This is a genomic window from Streptomyces sp. NPDC030893, assembly GCF_055571535.1.
This window is the reverse complement of sequence record NZ_JBVIFC010000001.1, coordinates 979,144-991,535: the sequence shown is the minus strand read 5'-3', so window position 1 is coordinate 991,535 and position 12,392 is coordinate 979,144. Positions and strand designations below refer to the sequence as shown.

The following is a 12,392-nucleotide window of genomic DNA, read 5'->3' as shown; positions in this document are numbered from 1 at the left end:
GACCGGCAGCCGGAGCCGCACCCGGCGTTCCGGACCGGCCGTGTCGGCAGGCGCGGCACCGGTGGCCGATGACGACGAACCCGGTCAGCGGCGCAGGGCCGAGGGCTGGGCGGCCGGGCGCATCGCGGCGTCGGTGCCGCCGTCCACGTACAGGACGGCGCCGGTGGTGAAGCGGGCCTCGGGGCGCAGGAACTGTTCCACCCAGAAGGCGATGTCGCCGGGCTCGCCGAAGATGCCCAGCGGCATCGGGGTCGGGAAGGAGTCGATGTCGAAGTCCTTGTCCGCGCCGGTGGAGCCGGTCATGAGCGGGGTCAGGACGGCGCCGGGGGCGATCGCGTTGACCAGGATGCCCTTGCGGCCCCATTCGGGGGTGGCGGCCGTGCGGCGCACCCAGTGGGCGAGGGCCAGCTTGGAGGTGGCGTACGCGGAGATGCTGGGGCTGGTCTCCGACAGGGCCGGGGGCGTCGCGCTCTGGGCCTCGGCCGCACGGGTGCGGGCGCCGTCCTCGTCACCGGCGAGCAGCAGCTCCGCCAGGGTGTCGTCGATCATCGGGACGGTGCTGGCGGAATTGGAGCTGATCACGACGGCGCGCGGTGCCTCGGCGCGCTCCAGGGCCTGGCGCAGCCCGTCGAGCAGGGCGACGGGGCCGAAGTAGTTGATGGACACCACGGCGGCCGCGTCCTTGAGGTTCGGCCCGACGCCGGCGACGGCGGCGACGCCGTCGATGACACCGCCGCTCTGCTCGAGGATCGCGGCCACGGCGGCCTGCCTGCCCCCGGGGGTGCCGAGATCGGCGACGACGTCGGCGGAGCGGAGGTCCACGCCGATCACCCGGTGACCGGCCGCGCGCAGCCGGTCGGCGCTGGCGGCACCCATGCCCGACGCGGATCCGGTGACGACGAAAGTACTCATGGTGGTGCTCCTGTGCTGCGGGTTCGCGGCCTTCGCCGCGCTCACTCCCAACGTAACCCAATCACTGATTGAATGCCGATAGGGGCCCGTCCCGGGCTCGGCGCCGCCCGCTCCGCCGGCTGTGCTGGAATGTCGGGATGAGCAGGTCCAGTGATTCCCCCACCCGTGAGCGGCTCCTCTCCGCGGCCAAGAAGCTGTTCCTGGAGAACGCCCCGGACCGGGTGTCCGTACGGGCCATCAACGCCGAGGCCGGGCTCAACGCCGGGGCCGTGCACTACCACTTCGGCTCCCGGGAGGGGCTGGTCTCCGCCCTGCTCGAACGGGAGCTGCGTCCGCTGTGGCTGGAGCGGATGGTCCCGTTGACGCGTGGACCGGCCGGCGCGGTGTCGGTCCACGATCTGACGGCGGGCGTGGTCGAGCCCTTCGCCGAGCTGGTGCGCACGCCGGAGGGCCGGATGCTCTGCCACCTGCTGGCCCGGTCGGCCCTGCCGACGGGCCGGCTGCCCAACGTCTCCACGCAGTTCCTGCCGGCCCCGTTCGAGGTCATGATCGGCCGTGCGCTGCCCGAGCTGTCGGTCGACGAGGTCACCGAGCGCTGTGCGCTGGCCTTCGGCCTCATCCTGGAGACGTACGGGCGTCCGCTCACCGGGACTCCCACGGCGTCGTTCCCGTTCCCGCACCCGGCGACCGTCGTCGCGTTCGTCACCGCGGGACTGACCGCCCCCTCCGTCCTGCCGCCGTCCCCCGCGCGTGAGCCGTAGGCGGCGGAAACGGCTGCGCCCGCCGTCCCCGGGGAGGGGATCGGGCGGGCGCGGCCGTGCGTGCGAGGGAGGCGGCTACATGACGGGGTCCGGTTCGCGGGCCAGGTCGGCCGCGCCGACGAGGCCGGCCTTGTTGCCCAGCCGGGCGCCGAGGACGTCGGCGACCGGGCGCCAGTTGCCGCCGACCAGCCACCGCTTGTACGACTTGCGGATCGGGCCGAGGACCAGTTCGCCCTCGTCGGAGAGGCCGCCGCCGACGATGAAGGCGGAGGGGTCGAAGAGGGAGGCCAGGTCGGCGAGGCCGGCGCCGACCCAGCGGGCCAGCTCGCGGTAGGAGTCGACGGCCACCCGGTCGCCCTGGCGGGCGGCCATGGAGACGTGCTTGCCCTCGATGCCCTCGGGGGTGCCGTCGCCCAGCGAGAGCAGCGTCTCCGCGTGCTCGGGCGTGGCGTTGGCGCGCTGCTTGGCGTAGCGGACGAGGGCGCGGCCGGAGGCGTACTGCTCCCAGCAGCCCTGCGAGCCGCAGCCGCACAGCAGACCGTCGGGCACCATGCGGATGTGGCCGAACTCGGCGGCCACGCCGAAGTGACCGCGGCGCAGCTTGTTGCCGATGATCACACCGCCGCCGAGGCCGGTGCCGAGCGTGATGCAGATGACGTTGCGGTGTCCCTTGCCCGCGCCGAACTTGTACTCACCCCAGGCGGCGGCGTTGGCGTCGTTCTCCACGACGACCGGGAGGCCCGTGCGGGCCTCGACCTTCTCCTTGAGCGGCTCGTTGCGCCAGTGGATGTTGGGGGCGAAGTAGACCTCGGAGCGCTGCCGGTTGACGTATCCGGCCGCGCCGATGCCCACGCCGACGATCTCGTGTCCGGCGCGCGCTCCTTCCACCGCGGAGGCGATGGCGTCCACGATCCCCTCGGGCGTGCCCGGGGTCGGCACCTTGTGGGTCGAGAGGATGTTGCCCTCCTCGTCGACCACGCCCGCCGCGATCTTGGTGCCGCCGATATCGACGCCGATGGTGAGTCCCATGAATCCCTCAGTTCCGGTCGAGCCCCGCTACGCCAACGGTACCCGAGGCGCCTCCCGGGACGTCCCGGTGTCCGTACGGTGGGCGACCCGGCGGACACGAGGGGTGTGCCGCCGGGGACCGTGGTCTCAGTCCAGGTCGATGTGCTCGCCGGGGCCGGTGCCCGGCTCGTCGCCCCGGTCGCGGCGCTCGTCGGCGTCACGGGAGACGTCATGGGCAGGGGTGTCGCGGGCCGTCCAGCGGCGCTCCTGGTCCTGGACGGCGGAGCGGTAGGCGGCGAGGAGCTCGTTGCCGGCGGCGGCGAGGTGGTCGAAGACGTCCGGGTTGCGCTCGATGACCGGTTCGACGGCGGCCTTCGCCTGCTGGACGACCTGGCGCACCACCTGCTGGGCCGCAGGTCCGGCGACCGCGCCGAGGAGCGGCGACCGGAGGCCGGAGAGCTTGTCGGTGACCGCGTCGACGAGCTTCCTCAGCTCCTCGGCGGCCGAGCCGGGGGGCGGTCCGTACTGGGCGCGCCGGCGGGCCTTCTCCGCCTCGAGGTCCTCGGCGGCGGCGGTCGCCCAGGCGTCGGCGTGGGTCTCGCCGCCGGCCGTCCGTGCGTCGTCCACCGGCTTGCCGGCGATCTCGTCCCCTGCGTCGTCGGACGGGGGGAGCTGTTCGCTCATGACGGACTCCTTGACTGCGGGTGGCACTGTCGACGGTACCCGAACGACCGGCGCCGCTTCACCGGGTGCGCGGCCACAGCCGTTCGTCCGGCCGGAACCTGATGCGCAGTTCGTCCTCGCGCAGGGCGGCGCCGTCGACGGTGCAGCGGCGCAGGGCCGAGGGCAGCGGGACCGTGCGGCGGAACGGTCCCGCGGTGACGACCAGTTCGTCGCCGCGCCGGATCAGGTCGAGTTCGTCGCGGCGGGCGCCGGGGAGGGGGAGGTGCCAGACGAGGACGCCGTCCTCGGCGAGCCGGTCGGTGACCGGCCAGTCGGTGGTGCCGGTCGCCGTGGGGGCGGCGGGCACCGCGAGCGCCGCGAGGTCGTCGGTGCCGCGCGGGTCCCGTCCCAGGTGGGCGACGGGGTGGACGTCGTACGACTCGCGCCAGTCGTCCAGGGTCTTGCGCTGCTGGGCGACGGGGCCGGCGAGCCAGCCGTCCGCGTCGCTCTCCGGCAGGACGCGGGTCGCGATCAGCAGGTCCGTGCGCAGTCCGCGCAGGGCGAGGCCGAGGGCCGCGGCGCGGATCGCGTCGGCGCCGGCGGGGCCCGGTTCGGCGACCAGGCGTACGGCGGTGTCGCGGTCGGCGAGCACGGCTTCGACGGCGGCGAGCTGAAGGTCCAGGCGGGCCGCCGTCTCGTACAGCCACTCGGCGGGCAGCGGGACGCCGGCAAGACGGCCGAGTACGGGGCGCAGGGCGCGGGCCGCCTGCCGCTCGGGCGGGAGGAGGCGGCGCAAGTGGCGGCGGAGTTCCTCGGGGAGGGCGAGGAGGGAGAGGGCGCGGGGGGTGGGCGGGAGGTCGACGACGAGGAGGTCGTAGGCCGGCTCCGCGAGGGCGGCGTCGCGCAGGGCGCGCAGGATGGCGAGTTCCTCGGCGCCGGGGAGGGGGGCGGTCTCGTCGGGTTCGAGGCGGGCGGCGCCGAGGAGGTCCAGGGCGGGGGCGGCGCGGTTCTGGAGGGCGGCGAGGTCGTCGCGGAAGCCGGTGTCGGGGTCGGTGCGGCGGACGGTGAGTGCGGGTGGGGGCGCGGTGCCCAGGACGGGGGTGAGGGTGTCCGTGCGGTCGGTGCCGAGGAGGAGCGTGCGCGTGCCCTCGCGGGCTGCGGTGAGGGCGGTGGCGGCGGCGGTCGTGGTGCGGCCGCTGCCGCCGGGGCCCGTGATCAGGAGGGTGCGCATGGGGGTGAACGGTAGCTGAGGCTGGGCGGGGCGGGTTTCGCTCACCCGCGCGTGCGGGGTGCCGCCGCGCCCACCCGTGCCGCCCTGCGGCACGATTGCCCGCGATTACGGCGACGTGCCCGCGGGGTGCCCGCGGCTGCGGGGGCGGCCACGGTTGCGGCAGGGCGCCCGCGGCTGCGGCTGCGGCTGCGGCGCGGGCGACCACGGCTGCGGCGGGATACCCGCGATTGCGAGTGCGTCAGAGTGCCCGCAGTTGCTGCGGGGGCGACCAGGGCTGCGATGCGGCGACCGCGGGTGCGGCAAGGGCGCCCCGCAGTTGCGGTGCGGCGACCACGATTGCGGCGCGGCACCCGCAGTTGCGGCGCGGCGACCGCGGCTACTGCGGGGTGGCCGTGGTTGCGGCGGGGGCCGTGGTTATGCGGATGCTTCCACTCGTTTTTTCAGGCCTGCCAGGGCTCGGTCGATGATGACCTTTTCCGCCTTGCGCTTGATCATGCCGAGCATGGGGATCTTGACGTCGACGGTCAGCCGGTAGGTGACCTCGGTGGTGTCCGGGCCGGCCGGGGTGAGGATGTAGGAGCCGTCGAGGGAGCGGAGCATCTGGGACTTGACCAGCGTCCAGGAGACCTCGTGCCCGCCGGTCCAGGTGTACGCCAGGGTCTGGTCGTCCTTGATGGCGCCCGCGTCCATGACGAGACGCACCTGCTCGGCGCGGCCCTGGTCGTCGGTCGCGAGGACCTCCGCCTCCTTCACCTCACCCGTCCAGTCGGGGTAGCGGGCGAAGTCGGCGATCACCCCCATGACGTCGGCCGGTGCCGCCTCGATCGTGATGCTCGAGCTGGTGTGTTCCGCCATCGCCGTGGCTCCTCCAGATGCGGGCCGGTAGTCGTCCTGCCGTGCGCGGATCGCACAGCGTACGCGCGTGCAGCGGAAGGCTACCGTGCACCGGACCGGCGGAACTCATCCGACCTGGGGCATCCGTACCGTTCCGGCCTCACCACTCCAGCGCCCAGGGCCGTCCGGTGCTCGCGAAGTGGCCCACGTTCACGCATTCGGTGGCCCCGATCCGCATCCGCCGCACCAGCGGCTGGTGCACGTGCCCGAAGAGGGAGTAGCGGGGCCCGGTGCGCCGGATGGCGTCCAGCAGGGCGCGGCTGCCGCGCTCGAAACGGCGGGCGACGGTGTCGTAGACCAGCTCCGGCACCTCCGGCGGGATGTGCGTGCACAGCACGTCGACCTCGCCGACGGCCTCGATCTTCGCCGCGTACTCCTCGTCACCGATCTCGTACGGCGTGCGCATGGGGGTGCGCAGGCCGCCGCCGACGAAGCCGAAGGTCCAGCCGCCGATCTCGACCCGCTGACCGTCCAGGACGGTCGTGCCGGGGCCCGCGTACTCCCGCCACAGGGGCGGTATGTCGACATTGCCGTACGTGGCGTACGTAGGCGTGGGGAAGGCGGGGAACAGTTCGGCGTACTGCTTGCGGACGCCCGTCTCGATCGCCGCGGCCCGGTCCACGCCGATGCCGGCCCACAGCCCCCGCTGGAACTCGCGGGCCTCCTCGAAACGCCGCGCGGTGCGCAGTGCCACGATGCGGTCGGCGTTCTCGGCGCCGAACAGGTCGGGGAAGATGCCGCGCGAGTGGTCGGCGTAGTCGAGGAAGAGCACCAGGTCGCCCAGGCAGATCAGCGCGTCGGCGCCGTCGCCGGCCCGGGCCAGGTCGCGGGCGTTGCCGTGCACGTCGCTGACCACGTGGACGCGTGTGCGCCGGTTCCCGCCTGGTGTGGATGCCATGGCGATCAAGGGTAGACGGGCGCGGCCGAGGTGAACAATGACGGGCCTACCTGCGGTTACTGGCTCGTCGGTTCGGGCGTGGACTACTGTGCGCGATGGAACACCAACCTGTGTGACGCAGCGAACATCTGGCGGGGACCCCCTGTCCCAGAGGCCATACCGACGGGTAACGTCCGGGCAGTCCAGTCATGCTCGGGATTTCAACTTGTGAATTCGCGAGCACCCGCCCGAGCCTTGGACCGCACCGTCGCATCGCACAACGTCGTGGCGCCGGCGCCCTAAGAGGAGCATCAGTCTTGCGCGAGTTCAGCCTTCCGGCTTTGTACGAGGTCCCCGCGGACGGCAACCTGGCCGACATCGTCCGCAGAAACGCCGCGCAGCATCCCGATGTCGCCGTCATCGCCCGCAAGGTCGGCGGTACCTGGCAGGACGTGACGGCCACGGCCTTCCTCGCGGAGGTGCGGGCGGCCGCCAAAGGCATGATCGCCGCCGGTGTGCGGCCGGGTGACCGGGTCGCCCTGATGTCCCGGACGCGCTACGAGTGGACGCTGCTGGACTTCGCGATCTGGAGCGCGGGCGGGATCACCGTACCGGTGTACGAGACCAGTTCGGCGGAGCAGGTGGCGTGGATCCTCAGCGACTCCGGCGCCACCGCCTGCGTCGTGGAGCTCGACGCGCACGCGGCGACCGTGGAGTCCGTACGCGACCGGCTGCCCGCGCTGAAGAACCTCTGGCAGATCGAGGCCGGCGGCCTGGACGAGCTGAACCGGCTGGGACAGGACGTCACCGACGAGACGGTCGAGGAGCGCGCCTCGGTCGCGACGGCGGACGACCCGGCGACCATCGTCTACACCTCCGGCACCACCGGCCGCCCCAAGGGCTGTGTGCTGACCCACCGCAGCTTCTTCGCCGAGTGCGGCAACGTCGTGGAGCGGCTGCGGCCGCTGTTCCGCACCGGCGAGTGCTCGGTCCTGCTGTTCCTGCCGCTCGCGCACGTCTTCGGGCGGATGGTGCAGATCGCGCCGATGGTGGCGCCGATCAAGCTGGGCCTCGTGCCGGACATCAAGAACCTCACCGACGAGCTGGCCTCGTTCCGGCCGACGCTGATCCTCGGTGTGCCGCGGGTCTTCGAGAAGGTCTACAACGCGGCCCGGGCCAAGGCGCAGGCCGACGGCAAGGGCAAGATCTTCGACAGGGCGGCGGACACCGCCATCGCCTACAGCCGGGCGCTGGACACGCCGTCCGGGCCGTCGATCGGCCTGAGGATCAAGCACAAGGTGTTCGACAAGCTGGTCTACGGCAAGCTGCGCGCGGTGCTGGGCGGGCGCGGTGAGCACGCCATCTCCGGCGGCGCCCCGCTGGGCGAGCGCCTCGGCCACTTCTTCCGCGGTATCGGCTTCAGCGTGCTGGAGGGCTACGGCCTGACCGAGTCGTGCGCGGCCACCGCGTTCAACCCGTGGGACCGGCAGAAGATCGGCACGGTCGGCCAGCCGCTGCCCGGGTCGGTCGTCCGGATAGCGGACGACGGCGAGGTGCTGCTGCACGGCGAGCACCTGTTCAAGGAGTACTGGAACAACCCGGCCGCGACCGCCGAGGCGCTGGCCGACGGCTGGTTCCACACCGGGGACATCGGCACCCTCGACGAGGACGGCTATCTGCGGATCACCGGCCGGAAGAAGGAAATACTGGTGACGGCGGGCGGGAAGAACGTCGCCCCGGCGGTCATCGAGGACCGGATCCGGGCGCACGCGCTGGTCGCGGAGTGCATGGTCGTGGGCGACGGGCGCCCGTTCGTGGGCGCGCTGGTCACCATCGACGAGGAGTTCCTTGGCCGTTGGTGCGCGGAGCACGGGAAGCCGGCGGGGGCGACGGCGGCGTCGCTGAGCGAGGACGCGGATCTGCTTGCCGCGATCCAGGCGGCGGTGGATGACGGCAACTCGGCGGTTTCCAAGGCGGAGTCGGTGCGGAAGTTCCGGGTTCTGCCGGCGCAGTTCACCGAGGAGTCGGGGCACTTGACGCCTTCGCTGAAGCTTAAGCGGAATGTTGTCGCCAAGGACTACGCCCACGAAATCGAGGCGATCTACGCGAAGTAGGACTTCGGCGCCCATAAGGGTGCCGGGGGCGCTCGTTCGGCGGCTGCGGGTTGTCCGTGGCTTGTCGCGCAGTTCCCCGCGCCCCTGGGGAGCTGCCCCTGACGGCGTTTTCAGAGCAGCCTCTTCAGGTGCTCCGCCAACAGGTCCCAGCGCCATTTCTCCTCGACCCATTCGCGGCCGCGCCGGCCCATGCTGCGGCGGAGTTCCTCGTCGGCGAGGAGGGTGGTGACGCGGTCGGCCGTCTCGGTCGGGGAGTTGCCGGGAACGACCCAGCCGGTTTCGCCGTCGAGGACCGCGTCGGGGGCGCCGCCGGAGTCGCCGGCGACGACCGGGAGGCCGGTCGCTGAGGCCTCCAGGTAGACGATGCCGAGGCCCTCGACGTCCAGGCCCCCGCGCCGGGTGCGGCAGGGCATGGCGAAGACGTCGCCGGCGCCGTAGTGGGCGGGGAGTTCGGACCAGGGGACGGAGCCGGTGAAGCGGACGGAGGCGGCGACGCCGGTGTCCTGGGCCAGGCGGCGCAGGTCCTTCTCGTAGGGGCCGCCGCCTACGATCAGCAGCACGGCGTCCGGTTCGGCGGCGAGAATCGCGGGCATCGCCCGGATCAGCGTGTCCTGGCCCTTGCGCGGCACCAGCCGGGAGACGCACACGACCACCGGGCGGTCGGTCAGCCCGAGACGCGCCCGGACCTCGTCGCCGCCCGAGCCCGGGTGGAAGGTCTTCTCGTCGACGCCGGGCGGGAGTTGCACCATCCGGGAGGCCGCTTCGGGGGTGAGCGCGGTGGCGATCCGGGAGCGCGTGTACTCGCCGAGGTAGGTGATCGTGTCCGTGGACTCCCCGATGCGGCACAGCAGTTGCCGTGCGGCGGGCAGCTGGGCCCAGCCGGCCTCGTGGCCGTGGGTGGTGGCCACGAGCCGCTCGGCGCCCGCGCGGCGCAGTGCCGGTGCCATCAGCCCGAGGGGGGCCGCCGCCCCGAACCACACCGAGGTGCACCCGTGTTCGCGCAGCAGCCCGACGGCCCGCCGGGTGACGGCGGGGGTGGGCAGCAGCATCGTCGTCCGGTCGCGTACGACGGTGAAGGGCTGCTCGGCGTCGAAGGCCGCCGTCGCCTCGACGCCCTCGCGGGAGCGCTTCCAGGTGGAGGCGTAGACGACGAGGCGCTCGGGGTCGAGCCGCAGCGCCATGTTGTGCAGGAACGCCTGGATGCCGCCGGGCCGGGGCGGGAAGTCGTTGGTCACGATCAAGGTCTTGTGCATCGCCGCAGACCCTATCGAACGGCGGTTCCGCCGTCCGCCACGGCGGCGCTCTGTGGCACGTACACACGTGTCCGGGACATCATGACTCCCTCACGACGACACACCGGACGGGCAGGCATCACGTGAAGACGACGGCCGCACGAGGGTCACTCGCAGGGCTTCTGGTCATCTGGGGGCTGACGAGGACGGCACTGCTGCTGTGCGTGCTGAAGGTGATCGTCTTCCCGGGCCCGGACGTCACCAGTGACGTGTCGGTGATCTACCGGGGCTGGTACGACGTCCTGAGCACCGGAACGTTCCCGCTGGACGACGTGACCTGGCAGTACCCGCCCGCGGCGGCGCTGGCGATCCTCTCCCCCGGTCTGCTGCCGTTCCTGGAGTACGCCACCGCGTTCTTCGTCCTGGCCCTCGTCGCCGACCTGGTCACGCTGGCGCTGCTGCTGTACGCCGGCCGCGGTCCCGGGCGGGCGCGGCGCGGGGCCTGGGTGTGGGTGGCGGGCGTGCCGCTGCTCGGGCCGACGGTGTACGCGCGCTACGACGTGATGGTGACGGCGGTGGCGGTGGCCGCGCTGGTCGCCGGCGCCCGGCACCCGCGGGTGCTGGGGGCGCTGGCGGCGTTCGGGGCGCTGCTGAAGGTGTGGCCCGCGCTGCTGCTGCTCGCGGTGCGGGAGCGCGGGGCGTGGGTGTCGGCGCTGGTGACCGGGGTGGGCGTGGCCGGGCTGTTCGCGGTGCTGATGCCGGGGGCGTTCGCGTTCCTCACGTTCCAGCGGGACCGGGGGACGGAGGTGGAGTCGCTGGGGGCGCTGGTCTTCCATGTCGCCCGGCACCACGGGTGGGAGGGCGAGGTGCTGCTCAACTACGGGTCGGTGGAGTTCCTCGGGCCGTATGTGAGCTGGGTGAGTACGGCGGCGCTGTGTCTGTCGGGAGCGGCGCTGGTGTGGCTGGTGCTGTGGAGGGCGCTGGCGAATCGTTTCGAGCCGCACACGGTCGCTGACGCGGCGTTCGTGGGCGTGCTGCTGTTCACGACCACGTCCCGGGTGATCAGTCCGCAGTACATGGTGTGGCTGGTGGGGGTCGCGGCGGTGTGCCTGTGCTTCCGGGGAAGCCGGATGGGCGGGCCGGTGGGGCTGGTGCTGGTGGCGTGCCTGGTGACGGTGCTGGAGTTTCCGGTGTGGTTCGCCCATGTGGTGGCGAGTGACACGTTGGGCGTCACGCTGCTGGTGCTGCGCAACGGGTTGCTGGTGGGGGCGACGGTGTGGGCGGCGCGGGTGCTGTGGTGCGCGACGGTGCCGGGGCGGCGGGCGATCCCTCCGGTGCCGGGGCAGGCCCGTGCGGCGGAGGCTCCCGTCTCGTCGTGATCCCGGGTGTGTGCCGCGTCCCGGCGCTGCGCAAGGGCCCGCGTGGGTGCGGGCCGGGGGGGGAGGCACGGACTGCCCGCGGAAGCGGGGGCGGACCGCGAGGGCGTGGGGTCAGGTCAGGGTTGTTTTCACGTAGTCGTGCCACTGGAGAGTGAAGGTTTCCGGGGTGGTGTCGAGGATCTTCCTCATCGCGGACTCGACCGCGCCCTCGCGGGTCCCGTGGGCGCCCACCGCGCGGTAGAAGTCGATGAGGTGTTGCTCGCCCCAGTGGTCGGCGATGAGGCGGCAGGCGAGCCAGCCGCCCTCGTAGGCGCGGGCCAAGCCGTCCGCGTCGCCGGAGAAGCCGAAGTCGTCGTCGGTGGGGAGGGCGTCGGGGACGTCGCCGCGGCTCACCGCGTGGGCGAGTTCGGGGGCGGCCTCGGCGGGGGCGCGGTCGCCGTCGCGGTAGCCCACCCAGTCGGCGAACCCCTCGGACAGCCACAGCGGGGTCGCCGCCGAGGTGTGGGCGCGGGTGGCGACGTGCGTGGTCTCGTGCGTGAGGACGACCTGCCGGCCGGAGTCGCCGAGCAGTCCGAAGGCGTCCGGGTTGACGATGACCCGGTCCGCCGGGCCGCGTCCGTCCGTGCCGGTGGCGCCGGTGGTGACCGCCGCGATGCCCCGGTAGGAGGAGGCGGGCGAGCCCAGCAGGCCCGCCATGTCCTCCAGCGACTCCGGGACCAGTACGACGACGCGCCGTGGCCACTCCCCGCTCCAGGCGTCGGTCACGGCGGGCACCGCGCGGTCCGCCAGCGCCGCGTACTCGCGCAGCTTCCCGGCCGGCTGCCCGACGCCCAGCACCAGGCTCCGCTCGCCCCGGACGGCCCGTGCCGCGCCCTGGTCCCACAGCTGCTCGCCGGACTCGCGCGCGGGGCGGTCGGCGTCGACGGACCAGCGGCCGTCCCCGTCCCGGCTCAGGGTCAGGGAGCGGCCGGTGACGACCGCGGACCGGTCGTGGCCCTCGACGCGGTAGCTCAGGTCGGCGGAGGCGGTGGCCGAGTCGCCGGTGCGGTCGAGGGCGGTGACCCGGTAGGACCAGTCGGCGAGCGGCACCCCGCGCAGGTTGTCGAACCCGGCCCGGGTGCCGGTACCGGCGTAGGCGGCGGCGTCGCGGTCGAGGACGGCCCGTGCCCGCCGGTCGAGGAGTGACTGCACCTCCGCGCGGGCGCCGTCGACGGCGGGACCGCCGCCGCACGCCACCAGCGAGACGAGCAGCAGACACAGCGCCACCACCGACGCCCCCGACACCCGCCTTCGACCAGCCACCTTCCGAGGGTACGGGCGC

General features: G+C 73.2%; 11 protein-coding genes. 3 read left to right on the top strand and 8 right to left on the bottom strand.

What is annotated here, in order from left to right:
• Nucleotides 1-84 precede the first annotated feature (84 nt).
• Nucleotides 85-912 (bottom strand): SDR family oxidoreductase, encoded by an 828-nt coding sequence (locus ACZ434_RS04420; protein ID WP_468451637.1) that lies wholly within the window; start codon nt 910-912, stop codon nt 85-87.
• A 137-nt stretch (nt 913-1,049) separates the two neighbouring features.
• On the opposite strand from ACZ434_RS04420, the gene ACZ434_RS04415 reads away from it, so the two are divergent.
• The gene (locus ACZ434_RS04415; RefSeq protein WP_468451635.1) at nt 1,050-1,673 is read left to right on the top strand and encodes a TetR/AcrR family transcriptional regulator; all 624 of its coding nucleotides are present in this window, start codon (nt 1,050-1,052) and stop codon (nt 1,671-1,673) included.
• A gap of 75 nt (nt 1,674-1,748) precedes the next feature.
• On the opposite strand, the gene ACZ434_RS04410 is transcribed toward ACZ434_RS04415, so the two are convergent.
• From ACZ434_RS04410 to ACZ434_RS04390, 5 genes are all read right to left on the bottom strand, one after another.
• The gene (locus tag ACZ434_RS04410) at nt 1,749-2,702 is read right to left on the bottom strand and encodes an ROK family glucokinase (protein WP_468451633.1); all 954 of its coding nucleotides are present in this window, start codon (nt 2,700-2,702) and stop codon (nt 1,749-1,751) included.
• Between the two features lie 126 nt (nt 2,703-2,828).
• A complete protein-coding gene (locus ACZ434_RS04405) occupies nt 2,829-3,365 on the bottom strand; it encodes a DUF5304 domain-containing protein (RefSeq protein WP_468451631.1) in 537 nt (178 codons plus the stop codon).
• 58 nt (nt 3,366-3,423) lie between these two features.
• On the bottom strand, nt 3,424-4,575 hold the full coding sequence (locus ACZ434_RS04400; RefSeq protein WP_468451629.1) for an ArsA family ATPase: 1,152 nt from the start codon (nt 4,573-4,575) through the stop codon (nt 3,424-3,426).
• A 414-nt stretch (nt 4,576-4,989) separates the two neighbouring features.
• Nucleotides 4,990-5,430: an SRPBCC family protein gene (locus ACZ434_RS04395; protein ID WP_468451627.1), complete on the bottom strand. Its 441-nt coding sequence runs from the start codon at nt 5,428-5,430 to the stop codon at nt 4,990-4,992.
• A gap of 139 nt (nt 5,431-5,569) precedes the next feature.
• Nucleotides 5,570-6,367, bottom strand: coding sequence for a metallophosphoesterase family protein (locus ACZ434_RS04390; RefSeq protein WP_468451625.1), 798 nt, complete (start codon nt 6,365-6,367; stop codon nt 5,570-5,572).
• Between the two features lie 296 nt (nt 6,368-6,663).
• On the opposite strand from ACZ434_RS04390, the gene ACZ434_RS04385 reads away from it, so the two are divergent.
• Nucleotides 6,664-8,460, top strand: a complete 1,797-nt coding sequence (locus ACZ434_RS04385; protein WP_468451623.1) for an AMP-dependent synthetase/ligase — start codon at nt 6,664-6,666, stop codon at nt 8,458-8,460.
• A 110-nt stretch (nt 8,461-8,570) separates the two neighbouring features.
• On the opposite strand, the gene ACZ434_RS04380 is transcribed toward ACZ434_RS04385, so the two are convergent.
• The gene (locus ACZ434_RS04380) at nt 8,571-9,713 is read right to left on the bottom strand and encodes a glycosyltransferase family 4 protein (protein ID WP_468451621.1); all 1,143 of its coding nucleotides are present in this window, start codon (nt 9,711-9,713) and stop codon (nt 8,571-8,573) included.
• A gap of 122 nt (nt 9,714-9,835) precedes the next feature.
• On the opposite strand from ACZ434_RS04380, the gene ACZ434_RS04375 reads away from it, so the two are divergent.
• Complete coding sequence (locus ACZ434_RS04375; RefSeq protein WP_468451619.1) at nt 9,836-11,071, top strand: glycosyltransferase 87 family protein; 1,236 nt, start codon at nt 9,836-9,838, stop codon at nt 11,069-11,071.
• 111 nt (nt 11,072-11,182) lie between these two features.
• On the opposite strand, the gene ACZ434_RS04370 is transcribed toward ACZ434_RS04375, so the two are convergent.
• Complete coding sequence (locus tag ACZ434_RS04370) at nt 11,183-12,373, bottom strand: hypothetical protein (protein ID WP_468451617.1); 1,191 nt, start codon at nt 12,371-12,373, stop codon at nt 11,183-11,185.
• Between the last annotated feature and the right edge of the window lie 19 nt (nt 12,374-12,392).

Coding starts and splice junctions, on each gene's coding strand:
- ACZ434_RS04420 (WP_468451637.1), bottom strand. CDS start 912: ATGAGTACTTTCGTCGTCACCGGATCCGCGTCGGGCATGGGTGCCGCC.
- ACZ434_RS04415 (WP_468451635.1), top strand. CDS start 1,050: ATGAGCAGGTCCAGTGATTCCCCCACCCGTGAGCGGCTCCTCTCCGCG.
- ACZ434_RS04410 (WP_468451633.1), bottom strand. CDS start 2,702: ATGGGACTCACCATCGGCGTCGATATCGGCGGCACCAAGATCGCGGCG.
- ACZ434_RS04405 (WP_468451631.1), bottom strand. CDS start 3,365: ATGAGCGAACAGCTCCCCCCGTCCGACGACGCAGGGGACGAGATCGCC.
- ACZ434_RS04400 (WP_468451629.1), bottom strand. CDS start 4,575: ATGCGCACCCTCCTGATCACGGGCCCCGGCGGCAGCGGCCGCACCACG.
- ACZ434_RS04395 (WP_468451627.1), bottom strand. CDS start 5,430: ATGGCGGAACACACCAGCTCGAGCATCACGATCGAGGCGGCACCGGCC.
- ACZ434_RS04390 (WP_468451625.1), bottom strand. CDS start 6,367: ATGGCATCCACACCAGGCGGGAACCGGCGCACACGCGTCCACGTGGTC.
- ACZ434_RS04380 (WP_468451621.1), bottom strand. CDS start 9,713: ATGCACAAGACCTTGATCGTGACCAACGACTTCCCGCCCCGGCCCGGC.